Source organism: Kribbella sp. NPDC056345, assembly GCF_042262745.1.
In the GTDB taxonomy this organism is placed as follows: Bacteria; Actinomycetota; Actinomycetes; order Propionibacteriales; family Kribbellaceae; genus Kribbella.
The window spans coordinates 77725-97763 of the sequence record NZ_JBHJQQ010000010.1; the positions used below are offsets into that span (position 1 = coordinate 77725).

General features: G+C 67.7%; 20 protein-coding genes and 1 tRNA gene. 11 read left to right on the forward strand and 10 right to left on the reverse strand.

All coding sequences use genetic code 11. The features are described from left to right. Nucleotides 1-6: 6 nt before the first annotated feature. On the forward strand, nt 7-1014 hold the full coding sequence (locus tag ACFCV3_RS31010; RefSeq protein WP_376035839.1) for a pirin family protein: 1008 nt from the start codon (nt 7-9) through the stop codon (nt 1012-1014). 1 nt (nt 1015) lies between these two features. Here the strand turns inward: ACFCV3_RS31010 and ACFCV3_RS31015 are convergent, their stop codons facing one another. The 5 genes from ACFCV3_RS31015 to ACFCV3_RS31035 form a co-directional block, all read right to left on the reverse strand. Beyond that, the gene (locus tag ACFCV3_RS31015) at nt 1016-2629 is read right to left on the reverse strand and encodes a response regulator transcription factor (protein ID WP_376035841.1); all 1614 of its coding nucleotides are present in this window, start codon (nt 2627-2629) and stop codon (nt 1016-1018) included. A 33-nt stretch (nt 2630-2662) separates the two neighbouring features. After that, nucleotides 2663-3739 (reverse strand): flavin-containing monooxygenase, encoded by a 1077-nt coding sequence (locus ACFCV3_RS31020; protein WP_376035843.1) that lies wholly within the window; start codon nt 3737-3739, stop codon nt 2663-2665. Continuing rightward, complete coding sequence (locus ACFCV3_RS31025) at nt 3736-4029, reverse strand: hypothetical protein (protein ID WP_376035845.1); 294 nt, start codon at nt 4027-4029, stop codon at nt 3736-3738. The genes ACFCV3_RS31020 and ACFCV3_RS31025 overlap by 4 nt, the downstream gene beginning before the upstream one ends. A gap of 17 nt (nt 4030-4046) precedes the next feature. Then, on the reverse strand, nt 4047-4601 hold the full coding sequence (locus ACFCV3_RS31030; protein ID WP_376035847.1) for a hypothetical protein: 555 nt from the start codon (nt 4599-4601) through the stop codon (nt 4047-4049). A 62-nt stretch (nt 4602-4663) separates the two neighbouring features. Then, a complete protein-coding gene (locus tag ACFCV3_RS31035) occupies nt 4664-5179 on the reverse strand; it encodes a MarR family winged helix-turn-helix transcriptional regulator (RefSeq protein ID WP_376035848.1) in 516 nt (171 codons plus the stop codon). A 64-nt stretch (nt 5180-5243) separates the two neighbouring features. On the opposite strand from ACFCV3_RS31035, the gene ACFCV3_RS31040 reads away from it, so the two are divergent. Next, the gene (locus tag ACFCV3_RS31040; RefSeq protein WP_376035850.1) at nt 5244-6257 is read left to right on the forward strand and encodes an alpha/beta hydrolase; all 1014 of its coding nucleotides are present in this window, start codon (nt 5244-5246) and stop codon (nt 6255-6257) included. On the opposite strand, the gene ACFCV3_RS31045 is transcribed toward ACFCV3_RS31040, so the two are convergent. Continuing rightward, the gene (locus ACFCV3_RS31045; protein WP_376035852.1) at nt 6254-7720 is read right to left on the reverse strand and encodes a peptide MFS transporter; all 1467 of its coding nucleotides are present in this window, start codon (nt 7718-7720) and stop codon (nt 6254-6256) included. The two genes, ACFCV3_RS31040 and ACFCV3_RS31045, sit on opposite strands and share 4 nt — an antisense overlap. 151 nt (nt 7721-7871) lie before the next feature. On the opposite strand from ACFCV3_RS31045, the gene ACFCV3_RS31050 reads away from it, so the two are divergent. Together ACFCV3_RS31050 and hisD are read left to right on the forward strand one after the other, a co-directional pair. Next, nucleotides 7872-8654, forward strand: coding sequence for an IclR family transcriptional regulator (locus ACFCV3_RS31050; protein WP_376035854.1), 783 nt, complete (start codon nt 7872-7874; stop codon nt 8652-8654). A 75-nt stretch (nt 8655-8729) separates the two neighbouring features. Continuing rightward, nucleotides 8730-9992 (forward strand): histidinol dehydrogenase, encoded by a 1263-nt coding sequence (gene hisD / locus ACFCV3_RS31055; RefSeq protein WP_376035856.1) that lies wholly within the window; start codon nt 8730-8732, stop codon nt 9990-9992. Between the two features lie 119 nt (nt 9993-10111). Here hisD and ACFCV3_RS31060 read toward each other — a convergent pair whose 3' ends face one another. The 3 genes from ACFCV3_RS31060 to ACFCV3_RS31070 are packed head-to-tail and all read right to left on the reverse strand — an operon-like array spanning nt 10112 to nt 12528. Beyond that, nucleotides 10112-11068: a dihydrodipicolinate synthase family protein gene (locus tag ACFCV3_RS31060; RefSeq protein WP_376035858.1), complete on the reverse strand. Its 957-nt coding sequence runs from the start codon at nt 11066-11068 to the stop codon at nt 10112-10114. 7 nt (nt 11069-11075) lie between these two features. After that, nucleotides 11076-11948 carry an amidohydrolase family protein gene (locus tag ACFCV3_RS31065; RefSeq protein ID WP_376035860.1) on the reverse strand — a complete coding sequence of 291 codons (873 nt, stop codon included), beginning with the start codon at nt 11946-11948 and terminating at the stop codon, nt 11076-11078. A gap of 55 nt (nt 11949-12003) precedes the next feature. Further along, nucleotides 12004-12528, reverse strand: coding sequence for a GNAT family N-acetyltransferase (locus tag ACFCV3_RS31070; protein WP_376035862.1), 525 nt, complete (start codon nt 12526-12528; stop codon nt 12004-12006). An 80-nt stretch (nt 12529-12608) separates the two neighbouring features. Here ACFCV3_RS31070 and ACFCV3_RS31075 point away from each other — a divergent pair, with 80 nt between their 5' ends. The 3 genes from ACFCV3_RS31075 (at nt 12609) to sfnG (ending at nt 15070) form a co-directional block, all read left to right on the forward strand. Beyond that, the gene (locus ACFCV3_RS31075) at nt 12609-12680 is read left to right on the forward strand and encodes a putative leader peptide (protein WP_355465572.1); all 72 of its coding nucleotides are present in this window, start codon (nt 12609-12611) and stop codon (nt 12678-12680) included. Nucleotides 12681-12743: 63 nt separating this feature from the next. Continuing rightward, a complete protein-coding gene (locus tag ACFCV3_RS31080; RefSeq protein WP_376035864.1) occupies nt 12744-13961 on the forward strand; it encodes an acyl-CoA dehydrogenase family protein in 1218 nt (405 codons plus the stop codon). Next, entirely contained in the window at nt 13961-15070 is a 1110-nt protein-coding gene (sfnG, locus tag ACFCV3_RS31085) for a dimethylsulfone monooxygenase SfnG (protein ID WP_376035866.1), read from the forward strand. The genes ACFCV3_RS31080 and sfnG overlap by 1 nt, the downstream gene beginning before the upstream one ends. A gap of 63 nt (nt 15071-15133) precedes the next feature. On the opposite strand, the gene aceE is transcribed toward sfnG, so the two are convergent. After that, nucleotides 15134-17863, reverse strand: coding sequence for a pyruvate dehydrogenase (acetyl-transferring), homodimeric type (gene aceE / locus ACFCV3_RS31090; protein WP_376036194.1), 2730 nt, complete (start codon nt 17861-17863; stop codon nt 15134-15136). A 296-nt stretch (nt 17864-18159) separates the two neighbouring features. On the opposite strand from aceE, the gene ACFCV3_RS31095 reads away from it, so the two are divergent. The 4 genes from ACFCV3_RS31095 to ACFCV3_RS31110 all read left to right on the forward strand — a co-directional run bounded on the left by ACFCV3_RS31095 (nt 18160) and on the right by ACFCV3_RS31110 (nt 19977). Beyond that, a complete protein-coding gene (locus ACFCV3_RS31095) occupies nt 18160-18600 on the forward strand; it encodes a DUF3052 domain-containing protein (RefSeq protein WP_376035868.1) in 441 nt (146 codons plus the stop codon). Nucleotide 18601: 1 nt separating this feature from the next. After that, the gene (locus ACFCV3_RS31100) at nt 18602-19057 is read left to right on the forward strand and encodes a peroxiredoxin (RefSeq protein WP_376035870.1); all 456 of its coding nucleotides are present in this window, start codon (nt 18602-18604) and stop codon (nt 19055-19057) included. A 24-nt stretch (nt 19058-19081) separates the two neighbouring features. Continuing rightward, a tRNA-Val gene (locus ACFCV3_RS31105) sits at nt 19082-19155 on the forward strand. Nucleotides 19156-19182: 27 nt separating this feature from the next. Further along, nucleotides 19183-19977, forward strand: a complete 795-nt coding sequence (locus ACFCV3_RS31110; RefSeq protein ID WP_376035872.1) for a class I SAM-dependent methyltransferase — start codon at nt 19183-19185, stop codon at nt 19975-19977. The last annotated feature ends 62 nt before the right edge of the window (nt 19978-20039 follow it).

Below are 20039 nucleotides of genomic sequence, written 5' to 3' on the forward strand. Positions count from 1 at the left end.
CCTCTTATGAGCGATCTGGAGAAGGATCCGGCCGAGGTCGTCTGCAGCGGATCCGATCAGGGGCCGGTGTTCGAGCTCCTGGAGCCGCGCGAGGTCGTGCTCGGCCGCTCGACCAAGGTCCGGCGACTCCTGCCGAACAAGAACCGCCGGATGGTCGGCGCATGGTGCTTCGTCGACCACTACGGTCCGGATGATCTGACTCAGCGGGTCGACTCGTACGACGCGCCGGGGGAGCGCGGCATGCTCGTCCCACCGCATCCGCACACCAGTCTGCAGACCGTGAGCTGGTTGTTCGAGGGCGAGATCGAGCATCGCGACAGCGTCGGCTCGCATGCACTCGTGCGTCCCGGCGAGCTCAACATCATGACGGCCGGCAACGGCATCGCGCACTCGGAGGTCTCCACTCCGGACGCACCGCCCCGACTCCACGGCGCCCAGCTCTGGGTCGCCCTCCCCGACGCGGTCCGCACGACGACCTCACCGGCCTTCAACGCGTACGCCGATCTCCCGCAACTCGACCTCGGCGGCGCCCGCATCACCGTGATGATCGGGACCGTCGCCGGCGTCACCTCACCGGCCCCGGCCTACACCCCGCTGGTCGGTGCCGACATCACCATCGAGCCCGGCCGCACCCTCCCGCTCCCACTCACACCTTCCAACGAGTACGCCGTACTGGTCGTCGACGGCGCGCTCACCGTCGGGCACCTCACCCCGTCCTTCGGTGAACTCGCCTATCTCGGCGCCGGCCGCGACACCGTCGACTTGGTTGCCTCCGACAACGGAGTCCGCCTGCTCCTGCTCGGCGGCGAACCCTTCACCGAAGAGCTCGTGATGTGGTGGAACTTCATCGGCCGCACCCACGAGGAGATCGTTGCGGCCCGGGACTCCTGGCAGGCCTCAATAGCTGCCATGGGCAACGATCGCTTCCCGGCGGTCCCCGGCTACGACGGCGACCCACTGCCGGCCCCGCCACTTCCCGGTACCACCCTCAAGCCCAGGCCGCGGGCGAGGTAGGTCAGAGCAGGTCGTGGTCGCGCGCGTAGGCGACGGCTGCTGTGCGGGAGGGCACGTCGAGTTTGGCGAAGATGTTGGTCAGATGCCTGGCCACGGTCTTGTCGCTCAGCACCAGGGTGCGCGCGATCTCGGTATTGCTGTTGCCGATAGCAACCAAGTGCAGGACTTCGAGCTCGCGACCGGTCAGGCCGCCGGCCGAGTCCCGGCTCAGTAGCCGCTGCACCTCGAGCCGGGCCGGCGCCGCGCCGAGCTCGGTGAACGTCCGGCACGCTGCCGTCAGAGCTGTGGCGGCCGCGTCCTCGTCGCCGAGCGACAGCATCGAGCGGCCCAGCAGGACCCTGGCGCGTGCGGCTTCATAAGGAGCGTGGAGCTCGCCCCAGAGTTGTGCAGCGGCCCGGGCCTGCCGGGCAGCCTGATCGGGGTTCTCGGCTACCAGGCCCAGGCAGTACGCCGCCGACGCGCGCAGGCCCGTGCAGCCGAAGGAGTCCGCGATCGTGGCCAGTTCCGCAGCCGCCGCCTCGGCCTCGGCTGTGGCCGCTGCGGCCAGCAGGACCTCGACGGAGCCCGCGAGCAAGCGTGAGCGGTGGACCGGATCGACGGTTTCGGCGAGCAGACGCCGTACGGCGACGACGGCAGCGGCCACCCGGCCGCGGGCGATCATGAGTAGCGCGCGGCCGGGTTGCGGCTCGTAGCCGTAGCCGGCGGCTTCGTCGTACGACGCCTCCGCGGCCGCGTAGTCACCGCGGATCCGCAGGACGTCGCCACGTTCGCTCAACGCAAGTCCCGCCGCGGCGTCGGACCCGGCCGCGACGTAACGCCGACAGGCATCCTCGAACTCGGCCAGCGCCTGCGGGTACGCCGCATGCAGTCGGAGGATCTGACCGCGATGTACGGCGCACTGCCCGGTGAACGGGACCAGATCCGGCTGGCTGTCGCACCAGCGGGTCAGCGCCGTCGTCCACGCTGAGGCGCGGGCGAAGTCGAGGACCTCCTGGCAGGCCTCGATCATGGCGCAGTACACGTTGCCGGCGAAGATCGGTGAGAGCTCACCGGCGGCGACCCCGACCATGGCTTCGTCGAGCAGGGCCAGGCCTTCGGTGACCTGTCCGGTGTACATCAAGATCCGCCCTTTGCAGACGAGTCCCTGCGCGAGCAGGTCCGGGTCGCCGTGCCTGCGTCCGACGACCGCGATCTCGTCGCCGATCGCCAGTGCGCCGGTGATGTCGCCGTGGTCGAGGCGGGCGAAGAAGTCGTGGATCCGCAGGTATCCGCGCTCGACCACGTCCGGCGGCTGGTCGGCGAGGAGCCGTTCGGCCCGGGCGGCCCAGCCGTTGCCCACGGCCCCTTCACCGCGCATTGCCAGCACGAGCGAGAGCCAGAACGCGAACCGTACGGCGCCCAGCACCTCGCCGGTGTCGATCTGCGACCGATAGCCCCGCTGCAGGGCGCGGACGCAGGCGTCGGTGTCACCGAGCAGGAAGGCCGCGGTACCCAGCGTCAGCAGCTCCTCCGGCCCGAGTTCGCCGTCCAGCGCGGCCAGTCGGTCGTAGGCGACCGCCCAGTCGCGCTGCTCGAACGCGCTCCTGGCTCGCTGCAGATCATCGACTATCCCCATCACCTGCCCCCACAGGCGAGCATGCGCCTCGGATCACGCAGCGGCAAGAGTCCGGGACCGCGCTGCGATGCGGCGAGCGACGTACGCCGCATCCCGTCCGACGCCGGGGAGCACCATCGAGGAGAAGGCGTACTGGAAGCACAGCCCGCAGAAGAACAGGCCGGGCGCGTCCTCGGCCACCCCGCGGTACTCGCGCGGCCAGGCGTCTGCGCCCACCACCGGAACCTTGATCCAGTCGAACACCTGCCGGAACCCGGTCGCCCAGACGACGTTCGCGACGTCGAGCACGCGGCCGTCGCTCAGCATCGGGCGTCCGTCCTGGACACCGGCGACGCGCTCGTGGACCCGCTCGACCCCTCGCGCGAGCAGGTCCGCGCGCTTCACGCGGATCATCGGGCCGCCGTGATGCCGCAGGTCGTCCATCGCAGCCTTCGCGATCGGCGACCGCCGCGTGATCACGTGCCGCCCCACGAACAGGAACACCGGCCAGAACACCTTCTGCCCCGGACGGCCCGGCGTGAACGGTATCTGCCCCGGGTCCCGCCCACACAGCACCGTCTCGTGGGTCTGCGCGACCTCGTAGGCGATGTCGGTCCCGGAATGCGAGCCGCCGACAACGAGCACCGGACCGTCCTTCAGCTGGTCCGGACGGCGGTACTCGGACGAGTGCAGCTGGCGGATCGACGGGTCGAGGTCGGCTGCGCAGTCCGGGAGGTACGGCGTCCGTCCGAACGTGCCCGTGGCGACGACCACGTTGTCCGCGGTGAGCGTCTCGCGGCCGGTCGTGAGGAGCCAGCGATCGTCGATCCGTTCGAGCCTGTCGACCTGGGTGTTGTGGCGGATCGGCAGCTGGAAGTGATCGGCGTACGACGTGAGGTAGTCGGCGACCTCGTCCTTCGACGGATAGTTCCACGGTTCACCCGGGAAAGGGAGGCCCGGAAGTCCGTCGTACTTGGCCGGTGAGTACAGCCTCAGGCTGTCCCACTGTGCCCGCCACTGGTCGCCGATCCGGGCGCTCCCGTCCAGGATCGTGAACGACTCGCCGAGCTGCTGCAGGTGATAGCCGGTCGCGAGGCCGGCCTGTCCCGCGCCGATGATGATGGTGTTCATGCGAGCCTCCGCTCGTCCGTTCGGACGCTGCGAAACCGCAACCACCACAGCAACATCAGCGCCGACGTCAACACGTAGAAGCCGTGCAGGAACCAGATCGGCCCTGGCGGCAGGTGCACCACGTAGATGCAGTGGACGGCATTCCCGACGTTGGCCAGGACGAGATTCGCCGGACTGTACGACGCCAGGTCGCGCGTCCGGATCGCCTTGACCACCATCGGGAGCGCGCTCGACGCGAACAGGACGGTCGATACCGTCCCTGCCACCAAAGCAACGCCTCCGCCAGTCATGCCACCGACGGTACGAACTACGGCCGGCCGGTTGCGTCGGACGGAATACGCATCTTCGGTGGTGTCCGCCGTACGAGGTTTGTCGTACGACGGCGGTGGTAGGCCCAGGTGACGGCGAGGAGCGCCGGACCCCAGAGGTGAAGGAGGCTGTAGCTGCCGACCATGAGGTATTGCCAGAAGGTGTTGGTGAAGTAGAGGAAGCCTTCGGTGTAGGCGTTGCGCATGGCGTAGGTCCAGAGGGCGATGAGGGACAGGCCGCCGAGGGTGGCCGGGATGATCGCGGCGTACGGCGCGACGCGGCGGCCGCCGATGAGGGGGATCCAGGTGGGCACGACCTCGCCCCAGCGGTGGACCAGGCCGAGACTGGTGAGGGCCAGGGCCTCCAGGAAGAGGGACAGGCCGATGATGTACAGCTTGGGACCGAAGCCGTGGACGTAGGTTTCCTGGCCGGTTTCGTCGAGCATGCCCATCGACGAGCCGAAGACGAAGCCGAGCCGCCACAGGCCCGAGGGCAGGACGAAGAACGGGATGGCGTGGGCGAGACGGTAGGCCCAGCGGGGGACGGGTTCCATGCGTTCAGCATCTGCCGGACGTGGCGTCGAGCGCTTCACCCTCGTGGGGGAAGTGCCTCCATCTAAGGACTGAGCATCAGGTCGGGGCCGTCGGATTCGGCGGCGAGGACGACCTTGCGGAGGAGTTTGAGCAGGGTCTCGCGCTCGCGTGGCGAAAGTGGCGTGAGCAGTTCGTGTTCGGCGCCGGCTTGGGAACCGATGGCGGACTCCCAGGCCCGATGGCCGTCTTCGGTCAGCACGACGACCACGCTGCGGCGGTCGGTGGCGGCGCGGCTGCGGGCGACCAAGCCGGCTTGGGTGAGCCGGTCCAGGCGGTTCGTCAGAGTGGCCGGGTGGGTGTCGAGGGCGACGGCCAGTGCGGTCGGTGTGACGCTGTACGGCGGGCCCGCGGCGCGCAGCCGCCACAAGATGTCGTACTCCCAGCTCCGCAGCCCGAGCTCCTGCAGCGCCGCCGCACGCCGCTGCTGCAGATGCCGGACCAGCATCTGCATCCGGGTGACGACGCCCTCCACCTCGACGTCGAGGTCAGGCACCTCGCGCTGCCAGTACTCGATGTGCCGATCGATCGAATCCCGCATGACCTCGATGGTACTACGATTCAATATATTATGATTTCATAGTATCGACGATGAGGAGCTGCCTGTGTTCGAACTGATCGGCCGTCTCGACGAGGACACGATCGACAGCCGGTTGTTACGCGACAACCCGCTCGGCGATCCGTCCCGCCGGCCGGTGTGGGTCTACACGCCACCCGGGTACGACGACGGCATCACCCGCTATCCGACCGTCTACATGCTGCTCGGTTTCACCGGCACGCTGCCGTTGTGGCACAACCGGATGCCCTACCGCCAACCCGTTCCCGAGCTCATCGACGGCCTGTTCGCTCGTGGTGAGGCGCCCGGCATGATCGTCGTCTACGTCGACGCCTTCACCAAGTACGGCGGCAGCCAGTACGTCGACTCGCCCGGAACCGGCCCGTATCACTCGTACCTGTGTGACGAGGTGGTCCCGTGGGTCGACGCGAACTACCGGACGATCGCGGATCGCGACCACCGCGCGATCGCCGGCAAGTCGAGTGGTGGTCTCGGCGCGATGATTACACCGATGCTCCGGCCCGATCTGTTCGGCGCCTTCGCCACGCACTCGGGTGACGCGCTGTCCGAGGCGCAGTACATCCCGCACTTCCTCTGGGCAGCACGGCACCTGCGCCAGTACGACGGCGACATCTTCGCGTGGTGGCGCGATTTCAGCACCCGAGTCGCCTTCACCCGGCCTGAAGATGAGCGGCTGCTCGAGCTGCTCGGCGTATCAGCCTGCTTCTCACCGGACACCGACGGCCGACCAGAGCTGCCGTTCGATCCGGTGACCAGTGCGCTCAAGCCGAAGGTGTGGGAGCGCTGGCTGCGGTGGGATCCGGTCCGGATGGCGCCGAAGCATGCCGAAGCGCTGCGTTCCCAGCGGGCGATCTGGATCGACGCCGGGACCAGTGACGAGTGGTTCCTGGACCTGGGTGCGCAGGCCTTCCGGCAGACCCTCACCACCGTTGGCGTCGCGGACGACGTCGTACGGTTCGAGCTCTTCGATGGCGGTCATCGGGCCATCGAGTACCGCCAGCCACTAGCTGTGGCGTGGCTGGCGGAACGGCTCGCCGACTAGTCCTGCTTGGTGTGGCGCTTGATCCAGGGGGCCAGGGTGTAGAGGGCCAGGGCGAAGACGATGGTGACGATCGCCAGGCCGCCGAAGTACGCGGTGTCCGATGCGCCTTCGGTTGCCTGGACCAGCTGAGCGGTGATCGCCTGGCCGGCCGCGGGGGCCAGGAACCAGAGCGCCATCATCTGGCTGAGGAACGCGCGCGGGGCCAGCACCGTGGTCGCGGCCAGGCCGACCGGGGAGAGGAAGAGCTCACCGAGGGTCTGGATGACGTAGACGAGGACCAGCCAGAGCGGGGAGGCGAGCTCGACGCCGGCGACGTTCGACGCCAGGGCCATCACGGCGAACGAGATCCCGGCGAGCAGCAGACCGGTGGCGAACTTCTGGCCGATACTCGGGCCGCGATCACCGAGCTTGATCCAGATCACCGCGAACACCGGCGCCAGGACGATGATCGAGAACGGGTTGATCGACTGGAAGAACTCCGGCGAGATGTTCGCGCCGAACAGGTCCAGGTTGGTCCGGTCGGCGGCGAACGAGGTCAGCGTGGTCGCGGCCTGCTCGAAGACCATGAAGAACAGCATCGCCGCGATGAACAACGGGATGTACGCGCGGACCCGCTGCCGCTCGACCGGCGTCACCAGCGGGCTGCGCAGCAGCATCGTGAAGTAGGCGATCGGGGCCAGGAAGCACAGGTACGAGATCGCGTCGACGACCGGCTTCGGGCCGAACCCGCCGGTCAGCCAGGCCGACAGCAGGAAGACGACCACGAGCAGGCCCAGTACGGCGACGCTGACCTTGATCATCGTCGGCCGGTCCGCCGCGGTGAGCGGGTTCGGCGGGGTGTCGCCACGGCCGTGCAGGGTGCGCCGGCCGAGCAGGTAGGCGACCAGGGCCAGCGTCATCCCGACCGCGGCGGCCGCGAAGGCGACGTGGAAGCCGAACTCCCGGCGCAGGAACCCGACCACGAACGGCGCCGAGAACGAGCCGATGTTGATCCCCATGTAGAAGATCGAGAACGCCGAGTCGCGCCGCGCATCGCCCTGCTCGTAGAGCGTGCCGACCATCGTCGACACGTTCGGCTTGAGCAGACCGGTGCCGAGGGCAACGAGCGCGATGCCCGCGTACGCCGTACTGGTCGCGGGCAGCGCGAGACAGAGGTGACCGGCGACGATCACGGAGCCGCCGTACAGAACGGTCCGGCGGGCGCCGAAGACGCGGTCGGCGAACCAGCCACCGAGCACCGAGAGCAGGTAGACCGAGGCGCCGTAGATCGACACCACGGCCTGGCCGAGCGATTCGCCGAGCCCGAGTCCGTGCGCCTGGTCGGTCAGGTACAGCAGCAGGATGGCGCGCATCCCGTAATAGCTGAACCGCTCCCACAGTTCGGTCGTGAACAGCGTCATCAACCCACGCGGATGCCCGAAGAAGGTTTTCTCCGGACGCTCGGCCGACTGCGATACCGACACGGTTCACTACTCCCTGTTCACCTGGTTGCGCTGCGCACCTTCTTTCGGGCCCCGACCGTACTCCGTCCTGGGCCACCCTCGCCAACCGAGCCCGTAAACTCCATGATCAGATGTGAATCTCCCGGATTTCGAAACATGGGCAGGAGCCGGCATGGAGAGCAGTGAACGGTCGCCGTCACCAGCGGTCGCGCGGACGCTGACCGTGCTCGAAACGCTGGTCACGTCCGACGAGGAGCTGACGCTGACCGCGCTGGCGAAGCAGGCGAAGATCCCGCTCGCCACCTGCGCGTCGATCGTCTACACCCTCGAGCAGCGCGATTACGCCAGCCGCCGGGTGGTCGGGCGCAGCCACTTCTGGCGGCCGACCCTACGGCTGTACGGGCTGGCCACGCAGCTGATCCGCAAGGTCGACCTCTCCTCGGTCGCGAACCGCGAGATGCGCGAGGTGGCCGACCGGCTCGGGATGCCGGTGCACATCGGCGTCCTGACCGGCACCTCGATCGTGTACGTCGCCAAGGCCGCGATGCCCGGGTTCATCCAGTTCGACACCTACCCGGGCAAGGTCGCGCATTTCAACCTGACCGCACTGGGGAAGGCGATCGCGGCGTACCTGCCGGAGGACGAACTGACTCCGTTGCTCAGCCACTTGGAGCAGGGCTACGGGCCGAAGGCGAAGCCGGTCAACGAGGAGACCTTCCGCGCCGAGCTGGCCAAGGTGCACAAACAGGGTTTCGCGTTCGAGGACCAGGAGGAGCAGGCGGATATCGCCTGTCTCGCGGCGCCGTTCTTCACCGCCGGTGGCCAGGTCACCGGGGCGGTCGGCGTGACGTCGTTCGCCCGCGATCTGACCCGGGACAAGCGCAAACAGGCGCAGACCGCGCTGGTCCAGCTCGCCGCGACGATCTCGGAACGCCTCGGCGCCGAAGTGGTCTAACCGGGTTTCAGCTGCTCGTCCTCTTGCCGGCCGCTCGGCAGTATCTTCGCAGCGGGACGACGTGAGGAGAGGTTGATGGCCGAGCACCTCAAGACCGGTTGGCCGCAGCAGGTCGAGCGGCAGCAGGAGGTGATCGACACCGTCAGCCGGATCCTTCGCGAGGTGGAGCACGAGGGGGAGCCGGCGATCCGGCGGTGGTCGGCGCGGCTGGACGGCTGGGAGCCACCGACCTTCGTCGTACCGGCGGAGCGGATCAAGGCTGCGGCGGAGACCGTTGACGACGAGCTGGCGGAGCAGTTGGAGTTCGCGCGGAGTCAGGTAGAGCGGTTCGCGCGGGCACAGCGGGACACGCTGCAGGATCTGGAGATCGAGACGTTACCGGGCGTCGTACTAGGGCATCGGCATCTGCCGGTGGCGAAGGTCGGGTCGTATTCGCCGGGCGGGCGGTATCCGTTGATTGCCTCGTCGATCATGACTGTGACCGTGCCGAAGGTCGCCGGGGTCGATACCGTGGTCGCCGTCGCGCCGCCACGCGACGGTCAGGGCATCTACGGCCCGCAGCTCTACACGATGAACCTGGCCGGTGCGGACGTCATCCTCTGCCTGGGCGGCGTACAGGCCTTTGCTGCACTCGCTTTTGGCGTCGAGGACGTTGCGCCGGTCGACCTGGTTGTCGGTGCTGGGAACGCGTACGTCGCCGAGGCCAAGCGGCAACTGTTCGGCACCGTCGGCATCGATCTGCTGGCCGGACCGACCGAGGTCGCGGTGATCGCCGACGAGACCGCGGACCCGCAGTTGGTCGCCGCCGACCTACTCGGCCAGGCCGAGCACGGTTTCAACAGCCCGGCCTTGCTTGTGACAACCTCGCGCGACTTCGGTACGGCGGTGATCGCGGAAGTCGACCGCTGGCTGGCCAGCGACTGGCCGACGGTCGAGGTCGCCGGAGCAGCCTGGCGTGAGCACGGCACGGTCGTGGTCTGCGAGTCCCGCGAAGAAGCTGTCGCTGTGAGCGACGCCTACGCCCCGGAACACCTGGAAGTCCAGACGAGCGACGACGACTGGTACGCGGCCAACCTGCGCAACTACGGCTCACTGTTCATCGGCCCCGAGTCGACGGTCGCGTTCTCCGACAAGTCGATCGGCACGAACCACGTGCTGCCCACCGGCCGGGCCGCTCGCTACACCGGCGGACTCTGGGTCGGCAAGTTCCTCAAGACCGTCACCTACCAGCGCCTAACCCCAGGAGGCGCACGCATAGTCGCGCCCTCGACCGCCGCCATCGCCGACGCCGAACTCATGTACGGCCACGCCCTCACCGCCCGCCTCCGCCTGCCCTGACCCCGAACCCGCCCAGGGCAACACCGCCTGATATCCGCCGGTGTTGCCCGTTCTCGGGTCTGCGGAAGGCACCAGAACGGGCAACACGGACTGATATCCGCTTGTGTTGCGGGTGATGGTCATCCGAGCGGCGGGAGGAGGTCGGCGAACTCGGCCAGGGCTCGGTCGATCAGGCGGATCTCTTCGGGGTCCAGGTGGTGGGCGGGTTCTCGGCAGTAGGGGGAGGCGAAGAGGCCGCGGCGGACGGAGATGAGTTTCTCGGCGGCGATGATGCGTTCGGTGTCGAGCATCCAGTAGGAGATGTAGGGGAGCAGGCGGCGATGCAGGTCGCCGCCGCCGGCCTCGTCACCGGTGGCGAAGCGGCGCCAGATCTCCACGTAGACCTCGGTGAGCGAGCAGCCCGGCTGCGTGCCGACGGCGCCCCGGCGGATCGCGTCAGGCAGCTGGACCCCGGCGTACCCCTCCAGGGCCGCGAGGGACGGCGTACCGGCGGCGAGCTCGGCGATCAGTGGGCCGGGCGGGCTCGACTCGACCTTGACCAGACGCAGGTTCGGGTGGTCCTGGGCGATCGAGCGGAGGAGGTCGGCGTCGAGGCTGGTGCCGGTCTCGCTCGGTGCGTACTGCAGCACCATCGGGATCGGGTCGATCGCGGTCAGGACAGTGCGCACGTGATCGGCCAGTGCATTGCGCGACGGCGACAGGAAGTGCGGCGGCAGCAGGTTGATCAGGTCGGCCCCGGCCGCCACGGAATCCATTGCACGCAACGCCGCGAGCCGGGTCGCGTGATCCTGTACGGCGACCACCGCGGCCACGTCGTTTCGGTCGCGAGTGTGCGACAGCAGGATCCCGGTGAGCTGCCGGCGTTCGTCCTCGGACAGCTTGTGGAACTCCGACGCGAACCCGGGGAACATCACGCTGGTGACGCCGGTCGACAGCACATAGGCGACAACCCGCTCGAAGCCGGCGTAGTCGACCTCACCATCGGCGGTGAAAGGAACCTCCAGCACGGGGGAGACCCCGCGGACCAGCAGCGAGGCGTCGGTGGGCCGCTCGGACCCGATTGCTGTGGTGGCCATGTCGTCCTCACGGTGCCTTGAGTCCGAGGGCGCCGAGTGCGTCGGCGTGGATGATGCCGTCGATCACTTCGTCCGGGACGCGCGGCAGTTTCGTTCCTTCGAGCATGTCGTTCACGGTGCGCAGGCCGGCGATCGCCTCACCGGTGTTCGCGATCGGGAAGTCCGACCCGAGCAGCAGCTTGCTGGCGGCGCCCCACTCGACCGCGTTGATCAGCGACTGGTAGAGCACCCACGGACGCAGGTAGATCGACGAGACATCGGCGTACACATGCGGGTGTTTGCGGATCGTCACGACCGTCTCGCGGCTCCACGGGTGACCCATGTGCGCCATCACGATCCGCAGCTCCGGGTACCGCAGCGCGATCTCGTCGGTGACGAGCGGATAGGTGTAGCGCAGCGGGGCTTCCCGGATCGGCGATGCGCCGGAGTGGAAGAGGATCGGCAGGCCGTTGGTCTGGCAGTAGTCGTAGAACGCCAGCGCGGGCTCGCCGAGCGGGTCGAAGTTCTGGTAGTTGGGGCCGAGTTTCACCCCGACCAGACCTTGCTCACGGCAACGGTCGGCCTCGTCGAAGGCGCCGTACACGGTCGGGTTGACCGACATGAACCCGATCCGCTTCGCCGGGTTGTCGCGGACGAACTCGATCGTGGCGTCGTTGCAGCGCTCCGGCGGGTGCGGGATCCCGGTCGCGGCCAGCGGGTCGTCGACCGCGATGTTGAACACGATCGACACGTCGGCCGCCGCCATCGCCTCGTCGTACTCGGCCCAGGTGTTGGTGGTCACCACCGGCCGGTCGTTGCGCCAGCTCGTGTACACCTGACGCTCGTCGTCCGGCACCACCTCGCGGTGGGTGGGCGTGTGCGCATGGACGTCGACGATCATTCTCAACCTTCGAAATCTCGTAGATAGTTTCTGAGTTTCGAAGTTTAGTCGATGATCAGGTAGTGATCCAGTACCGGCGGGTGGTCCCCAGCCAGGTCTCCCGGATGTCCTCCAGTACGCCGCCGTTGCGCTCGATCGTCTTGGCCGAAGCGATGTTGGCGTCGTCACAGCTCACCATCACGCGTTCCAGCCCAAGCTTCCGCGCGTGCTTCACGACCTCCCCGAGCGCCCAGCCCGCCAGTCCGCGCCCTCGTGCCGACGGGCGAACGCCGTACCCGATGTGTCCGCCGCCGTCGAGCAGCTTCTCGGTCAGGCTGTGCCGCAGTGTGATCGCCCCGAGGTACTCGCCGCCCTCGACGATCCACCAGTGCGTAGCGTGCACAAAACCTTCCTTCATCGGCGTACTCGGATCACTCCGATCCCGCAGATACCGGACCCATGCCGCAAACCCTTCAGCACTGTGCACATCGTGCTCACCCTCGTGATACCCAGAGCCGTCCTGAGGCACCGGCCCCCACTCGGCCAGCGACTCCAGCCACGACTCCTGAAATGCCACATCCGGCACAACCAACTCAGCCATACCCAGAGGTTAGGTCCAGCGGTTGAGACGCGCCACGGACTTGTTGACGAATGTCTAGTTCATGAGTCGACAATGGGGTTATGACTCGCGAGTTGATCTTGGTGCAGCGTCGCCACATCGACCTGCTGCGCGTCGCCTCCCAGGCGTGTTGATTCCAGCGGTCGGCCTCATCCCACCTCATCCGGAATCCCCTGGGAAACAAGGAGTTTCACCTCATGTCAACCTCATCGCTTCGCCCTGCCCTGTCCGAAATCACACCGTCCACACCGCAGGAGTGGATCCAGCGTGCCGCCGAGGTGGCCGCGATTCTCGCCGTCGACGCGGCGGAACGTGATCGCGCCGGCGCTACGCCGTACGACGAAGTTCAGCTGCTCAAGGACTCCGGTCTCGTCACGCTGCTCGGGCCGGCCGAACATGGTGGCGGCGGTCAGACCTGGCCGACGGCGTACCAGGTCATTCGGACGGTGGCGACGGCCGACGGGTCGATCGGTCAGTTGCTCGGGTACCACCTGCTCTGGTTCTGGGCCGCGCGGCTGGTCGGGACCAAGGAGCAGATCGCCGCCGTCGAGGAGCAGGCCACGACGAACAAGTGGTTCTTCGGAGGTGCGGTGAATCCGCGCGACGCCGACGTGGTCGTCACCGACGAAGGCGACACCATCAGCTTCAGTGGGCGCAAGAGCTTCTCGACCGGCAGCAAGGTCTCCGATGTGACCGTGCTCGAAGGCACGCTGCTCGACAGCGGCGACCATGTCTTCGTGATCGTGCCGTCCGATATCGACGGCCTGACCTTCCATGACGACTGGGACAACATCGGCCAGCGGCTGACCGAGAGCGGCAGCGTCAGCCTCAACCACGTCCGGGTCGGCTGGGACCAAGCGGCCGGCTTCGTCGGCAAGACGTTCCAGCCACGCGTCTACAACACACTGAACGTGCCAACCATCCAACTGGTCTTCGTGAATTTCTACCTGGGCATCGCGCGCGGCGCGCTCGACACTGCCATCACCTACACCCGGGAGAAGAGTCGCTCCTGGCTGCACGGCGGTCATGCGGCCGCGGTCGACGAACCGGCCGTCATCGACGCGTACGGCGATCTCCAGTCGAAGCTGTGGGCCGTCGAGGCGCTGGCCGACGCGGTTGCGCTGGAAGGTCAGGTCATCCACGAGAACGCCTGGGAGGTGACCGAGCAGCAGCGTGGCGAGCACGAAGTCCGCGTGGCTGCGGTCAAGGCGAGGGCCACCGAGGTCGCGCTGGAGGTGACCAGCCGGATCTTCGAGGTCACCGGTGCTCGGTCGACCGCCACGATCGAGGGGCTTGATCGGTTCTGGCGGAACGTGCGGACCCACACCTTGCACGACCCGGTGGCGTACAAGCGGCGTGAAGTCGGCCGGCACCTGCTCGTCGGTGAACTGCCCGAGCCGACCTGGTACAGCTGATGTCGACCGAACGCGTCGCGGACGAGATCAAGTTCGCCTACTGGGTTCCCAACGTCAGCGGTGGGCTGGTCACGAGCGACATCGAGCAACGGACGAGCTGGGACTTCGAGTACAACAAGAAGCTGGCGCAGACGGCCGAGCGGGTCGGCTTCGAGTACGCGCTCAGCCAGGTTCGCTACACCGCGAGCTACGGCGCCGAGTTCCAGCACGAGTCGACCAGTTTCAGTCTCGCCCTGCTGCTGGCGACCGAGCGGCTGAAGGTGATTGCCGCGGTCCATCCGGGGCTGTGGCAGCCCGGCGTACTGGCGAAGTTCGGTGCCACCGCGGACCACCTTTCAGGTGGGCGGTTCGCGGTGAACGTGGTCAGCGGGTGGTTCAAGGGTGAGTTCACCGCGCTGGGGGAGCCTTGGCTGGAGCACGATGAGCGGTACCGGCGGTCGGCCGAGTTCCTGCAGGTGCTGCGGAAGTTGTGGACCGAGGACAACGTGGAGTTCGCCGGTGACTTCTACCGGATCCGTGACTTCACGCTGAAGCCCAAGCCTGGGGTGTTTCCCGAGCTGTTCCAGGGTGGCAACTCGACCGCGGCGCGCGACAACGCGGGTAAGCACTCCGACTGGTACTTCTCCAACGGGAAGGACTTCGACGGCGTGACCGAACAGCTTCTCGACGTACGGCGAAGTGCCCGGGGCGCTGGTCGCGAAGTGAAGTTCGGGCTGAACGGGTTCGTCATCGCCCGCGACACCGAGCAGGAGGCCCGCGACGTACTGCGCGAGATCGTTGGCAAGGCCAACAAACCGGCCGTGGAGGGATTCCGGGACGCGGTCACGCAGGCCGGGCGGTCGGCGCCGGACGGCAAGGGCATGTGGGCGGACTCGTCGTACGAGGATCTGGTCCAGTACAACGACGGCTTCCGGTCCCAGCTCATCGGTACGCCGGAGCAGATCGCCGAGCGGATCGTCGCGTACCGGCGCCGCGGGGTCGATCTGATCCTCGGCGGCTTCCTGCACTTCCAGGAGGAGATCGAGTACTTCGGTGCCCGGGTGCTCCCGCTGGTCCGTGAGCTGGAGGCTGCCGAACGCGGTGCCGAGCTGGAGCTCGCGGCGGTCTAGAAACGACGAAGAGGGTTCAACCCGGGGGCGGGGTGAACCCTCTTCGTTCTGCCGTTGCCGAAACTAGGCGCCGGCGCCTTCCTGCTTCACACCGGCGACCGCGGTCGGGTCGTCGATCCGGTACTTGCGGGCCGCCTCGGCCGCGACCTCCCGCTTGACGTCACCGCGCTTCGCGAGGATCTGCAGCGCCGCCACGACGACCGACTCGGCGTCGACCTGGAAGTGCCGCCGGGCCGCCGCCCGGGTGTCGGCCAGACCCCAGCCGTCGGTCCCGAGCGAGGTGTAGTCGTTCGGCACCCAGCGCGAGATCTGGTCCTGCACCGCGCGCATGAAGTCGCTGACCGCGACGACCGGACCCTTGGTGTCCTTCAGCTGCTCGGTGATGAACGGAACCTGCTCCGGCTCCTCCGGGTGCAGCAGGTTGTGCTCCTCGGCCGCGATCGCGTCCCGGCGCAGCTCGTTCCACGAGGTCACCGACCAGATGTCGGCGGCCACCGAGTACTCCTCGGCCAGAATCTGCTGGGCCTTGCGGATCCACGGCAGCGCGACACCCGAGCCGAGCAGCTGGATGCGCGGTACGTCGTCACCCGCGGCGGTCTGGTACTCCTCGAAGCGGTACATGCCCTTGAGCAGGGCCGCGACGTCCAGATCCTTCGGCTCGGCCGGCTGGGCGACCGGCTCGTTGTAGACCGTCAGGTAGTAGAAGACGTCCTCGCCGTACGGCTTGTCCTTGTCCAGCCCGTAGCCGTACATCCGGCGCAGGCCGTCCTTGACGATGTGCGCGACCTCGTAGGCGAACGCGGGGTCGTAGTGCACGGCCGCCGGGTTCGACGAGGCGAGCAGCGGCGAGTGACCGTCGGCGTGCTGCAGACCCTCACCCGTCAGCGTGGTGCGGCCCGCGGTGGCGCCGATCACGAAACCACGGCCGAGCTGGTCGCCGAGCGCCCAGAGCTGGTCACCGGTCCGCTGGAACCCGAACATCGAGTAGAAGATGTAGAACGGGATCATCGGCTCGCCGTGGGTGGCGTACGCCGTACCGGCCGCGATCATCGAGCCCATCGCGCCGGCCTCGCTGATGCCCTCGTGCAGCAGCTGACCCTTCTCGGACTCCTTGTAGGCAAGGAGCAGCGCGCGGTCGACCGCCTCGTACTGCTGGCCGTGCGGCGAGTAGATCTTCGCCGTCGGGAACATCGAGTCCATACCGAACGTGCGGTACTCGTCGGGCGCGATCGGGACGATCCGGTGCCCGATCTCCGGGTCCTTCATCAGGTCCCGGAAGAGCCGGACGAGCGCCATCGTGGTCGCCACCGGGGTCTTCTCGTTGCCCTTGCTGAGCGGCTTGTAGACGTCGTCACCAGGCAGCTTCAGCGTCTTCGGCTGGACCCGCCGCTCGGGCAGGAAGCCGCCGAGCTGGGAGCGCCGCTCCATCATGTACTGGTACTCCGGCGAATCCTTGCCGGGGTGGTAGTACGGCGGGTTGTAGGCGTCCTCGAGGTCCTTGTCCTCGATCGGCAGGTAGAGCCGGTCGCGGAAGGTCTTCAGATCGTCCGAGGTCAGCTTCTTCATCTGGTGGGTCGCGTTGCGGCCCTCCAGCGCCTCGATCGTCCAGCCCTTGACGGTCTGGGCCAGGATGACGGTCGGCTGCCCGACGTGCTCCTTGGCGCTCTTGAAGGCCGCGTAGACCTTGCGGTAGTCGTGCCCGCCGCGGGGCAGCTTGCGCAGGTCCTCGTCGGACAGGTTCTTGACCATCTGCGTGAGCCGCTGGTCGCCGCCGAAGAAGTTGTTCCGGATGTACTCGCCGGACTCGACGGAGTAGGTCTGGAACTGGCCGTCCGGCGTGGTGTTCATCTTGTTCACCAGTGCGCCGTCGTGGTCCTGGGCAAGCAGCGCGTCCCACTCGCGGCCCCAGACCACCTTGATGACGTTCCAGCCCGCGCCGCGGAAGAACGCCTCCAGCTCCTGGATCACCTTGCCGTTGCCGCGGACGGGACCGTCCAGCTGCTGCAGGTTGCAGTTGATCACGAAGGTGAGGTTGTCGAGCTCCTCGCGCGCGGCCAGGCCGATCGCGCCGAGCGACTCCGGCTCGCCCATCTCGCCGTCACCCAGGAACGTCCAGACGTGCTGGTCGCTGGTGTCCTTGATACCGCGGTGGTGCATGTACCGGTTGAAGCGCGCCTGGTAGATCGAGTCCAGGGCGGCCAGACCCATCGAGACGGTCGGGTACTCCCAGAAGTCCGGCATCAGGCGGGGGTGCGGGTACGACGACAGGCCCTTGTGCGGACCGCGCGACACCTCCTGGCGGAACCCGTCCAGCTGGTCGGCGGTCAGCCGGCCCTCGAGGAAGGCGCGGGCGTACATCCCGGGGGAGGCGTGGCCCTGGATGAAGACCTGGTCACCGCCGCCCGGGTGGTCCTTGCCCCGGAAGAAGTGGTTGAAGCCCACCTCGTACAGGCTGGCCGCGGACTGGTAGGTGGCGATGTGACCGCCGACCTCGAGTCCCTTGCGGTTCGCCTTGCTCACCATCACCGCGGCGTTCCAGCGGATGAAGGCCCGGATCCGGCGCTCGATGTGCTCGTCGCCGGGGAACCACGGCTCGCGCTCGGGCGGGATCGAGTTGATGTAGTCGGTGCTGCGCAGCGCGGGCACACCGACCTGCCGCTCCCGGGCCCGCTCGATCAGCTTGAGCATCAGGTAGCGCGCCCGCGCCTTGCCGCGTTCGTCCAGCACGGCGTCGAGCGACTCGACCCACTCGCGTGTCTCGTCGGGGTCGATGTCGGGGAGCTGGGTGGGCATCCCCTCGGTGATGATGGCTGGTGGTTCGTGTCCGGAAGCCACGGTGTCCTGCCGTTCTCTCTGGTTGTCTTCACCGCAATCCTGTCACCTGTTCGGAATGCGTTCTACTTTGGTCTCCTCCGAGGCGTGAATACGGTTGCCGGAGCGTGATCTGAGCGGACACGGACAGTACCCGCCGCGCGGATACCGGACACGTCACGGATACCTCGTGCATACTTGCGCGACGCGGTAGGTCACGATGGACTACTGCCACTGACGCATACCCCCGCTCCGACGGGGATCACCGAGGAGGACACGTGAGCGCGACCGCGGACCACGCGGACGGTAAGGAGCAGCCGAACATGGCGGCCCGGCTCGGCCTGGAGGCCGGCTGGATCGTGCAGGAGATCGGCTACGACGACGACTGCGACGACGACCTGCGGGATGCGATCCGGGCAGTCACCGGTGAAGAGTTCGTGGACGAGGACACCGATGAGGTGGTCGACGTCGTCCTGCTCTGGTTCCGCGAGGAAGACGGCGACCTGGTCGACGCCTTCTTCGAGATCCTCACCGACCTGAAGGCGGGCGGAGTCGTCTGGCTGATGACGCCCAAGGTCGGCCGGGACGGGTATGTCGAGGGCAGTGAGATCGCCGAGGCCGCTCCGACCGCCGGGCTGGCCACCACGAGCACATTGAGCGTCACCGACGACTGGTCGGCGACCAAACTGGTGGTCCCGAAGTCGGGTCGCCGAGGCTGAGGTGACGGCTGCTGTCGGCACCAGGGCCCCCGACTTCAGCACCCGCGACCAGCACGGCGCCGAGATCCGGCTGGACCAGTACGCCGGACGTCCCGTCGTACTGGTCTTCTATCCGTACGCCTTCAGCGGGGTCTGCACGAGTGAGCTGACGGCGCTACGGGACCGCCCGGACCTGCTGGCAACAGCTGAGTTCCTGGCGATCTCCTGCGATCCTATGTTCACCCAGCGCGCCTACGCCGACGCCAACACCATCGGTTTCGGCCTGCTCACCGACTTCTGGCCGCACGGCGCCATCGCGTCGTCGTACGGCGTCTTCGACAGCGATCGCGGCTGCGCCCGCCGAGCCACCTTCGTGATCGACGCCGCCGGGGTGATCCGGTGGTCGGTCGTCAACGCGATGCCGGAAGCGCGGAACCCGGACGACTACGCGGAGGCGCTGGCACGTTTGAGGTCCTGAAAGTGATACGGTTTGCCGTCGCAAGGGCTGTTAGCTCAGTTGGTTAGAGCACCTCGTTTACACCGAGGGGGTCGGGGGTTCGAGTCCCTCACAGCCCACCGTTTCCTGCATCGAGGTGAGTCGCGGTGAGTGAGCGATCGTCGGTGGAGCGGGCGGCCGCGCTTGAGCGGGTGGCTCGCGGGTGGGATGCAGCTGCCGAGGGGTACGACGGGTACTTCGTGCCGCGGTTCGCTCCGTGGGTCGAGTTGGCGGTCGACGGCGTCGGGGAGGTCCCGGACGGGCCGATCCTGGTGCCGTGTTGCGGCACGTTCCCGGAGCTGAAACTCCTGCTGGAGCGCTTCCCGGATCGCGAGATCGCCGGGATCGATCTGTCGGCCGGGATGGTCCGGATCGCCCGCGAGCGGGCTGCGGGGTGGCCACTGGTCGAGGTGATCCAGGGCGACGCATCGACCCTGGACTCGCGTTGGACCGGCGGCTGTGGGGCGGTGGTTTCCGTCTTCGGGCTGCAGCAACTCCCGGAGCCGGAGGAAGCCGTTCAGTCCTGGTTCGGCGCCCTTCGGCCTGGTGGTCGGCTGTCCGTCGTCTACTGGCCGACCGTCACCGAGGAGGACGGCCCGTTCGCGCTGCTCAGCAGGTTGCTGCCGGGACGAGCCGTGCCCGATTGGGAATCCCGACTCGTCCCTGCGTTGTCGGCGCTGGGCGCGATCGTCGAACGCGACGAGCAGTCCGCCTTCCCGATGACCCACGCGGATGCCGCCGGATTTTTCGATGCCTTCGCGCAATCCGGACCGCTTCGAGCGGCGGCCATCGCCAGAGGTGATGCGTTCATCGCGGATCTCCGGACGAGCTTCCTCCAGCAGGCCCCTGGCGGCGAATGGACCCACCACCCACGCGCCCGGCTGATCGTCGCCCGCCGCTGACCCCGGCCCGTCGTTTCTGTTTGGTCACAGAGCCGTACCTGAACCCGTCACCACTCGTTGTG

Coding starts and splice junctions, on each gene's coding strand:
- ACFCV3_RS31010 (WP_376035839.1), top strand. CDS start 7: ATGAGCGATCTGGAGAAGGATCCGGCCGAGGTCGTCTGCAGCGGATCC.
- ACFCV3_RS31015 (WP_376035841.1), bottom strand. CDS start 2,629: ATGGGGATAGTCGATGATCTGCAGCGAGCCAGGAGCGCGTTCGAGCAG.
- ACFCV3_RS31020 (WP_376035843.1), bottom strand. CDS start 3,739: ATGAACACCATCATCATCGGCGCGGGACAGGCCGGCCTCGCGACCGGC.
- ACFCV3_RS31025 (WP_376035845.1), bottom strand. CDS start 4,029: ATGACTGGCGGAGGCGTTGCTTTGGTGGCAGGGACGGTATCGACCGTC.
- ACFCV3_RS31030 (WP_376035847.1), bottom strand. CDS start 4,601: ATGGAACCCGTCCCCCGCTGGGCCTACCGTCTCGCCCACGCCATCCCG.
- ACFCV3_RS31035 (WP_376035848.1), bottom strand. CDS start 5,179: ATGCGGGATTCGATCGATCGGCACATCGAGTACTGGCAGCGCGAGGTG.
- ACFCV3_RS31050 (WP_376035854.1), top strand. CDS start 7,872: ATGGAGAGCAGTGAACGGTCGCCGTCACCAGCGGTCGCGCGGACGCTG.
- hisD (WP_376035856.1), top strand. CDS start 8,730: ATGGCCGAGCACCTCAAGACCGGTTGGCCGCAGCAGGTCGAGCGGCAG.
- ACFCV3_RS31060 (WP_376035858.1), bottom strand. CDS start 11,068: ATGGCCACCACAGCAATCGGGTCCGAGCGGCCCACCGACGCCTCGCTG.
- ACFCV3_RS31065 (WP_376035860.1), bottom strand. CDS start 11,948: ATGATCGTCGACGTCCATGCGCACACGCCCACCCACCGCGAGGTGGTG.
- ACFCV3_RS31070 (WP_376035862.1), bottom strand. CDS start 12,528: ATGGCTGAGTTGGTTGTGCCGGATGTGGCATTTCAGGAGTCGTGGCTG.
- ACFCV3_RS31080 (WP_376035864.1), top strand. CDS start 12,744: ATGTCAACCTCATCGCTTCGCCCTGCCCTGTCCGAAATCACACCGTCC.
- sfnG (WP_376035866.1), top strand. CDS start 13,961: ATGTCGACCGAACGCGTCGCGGACGAGATCAAGTTCGCCTACTGGGTT.
- aceE (WP_376036194.1), bottom strand. CDS start 17,863: ATGCCCACCCAGCTCCCCGACATCGACCCCGACGAGACACGCGAGTGG.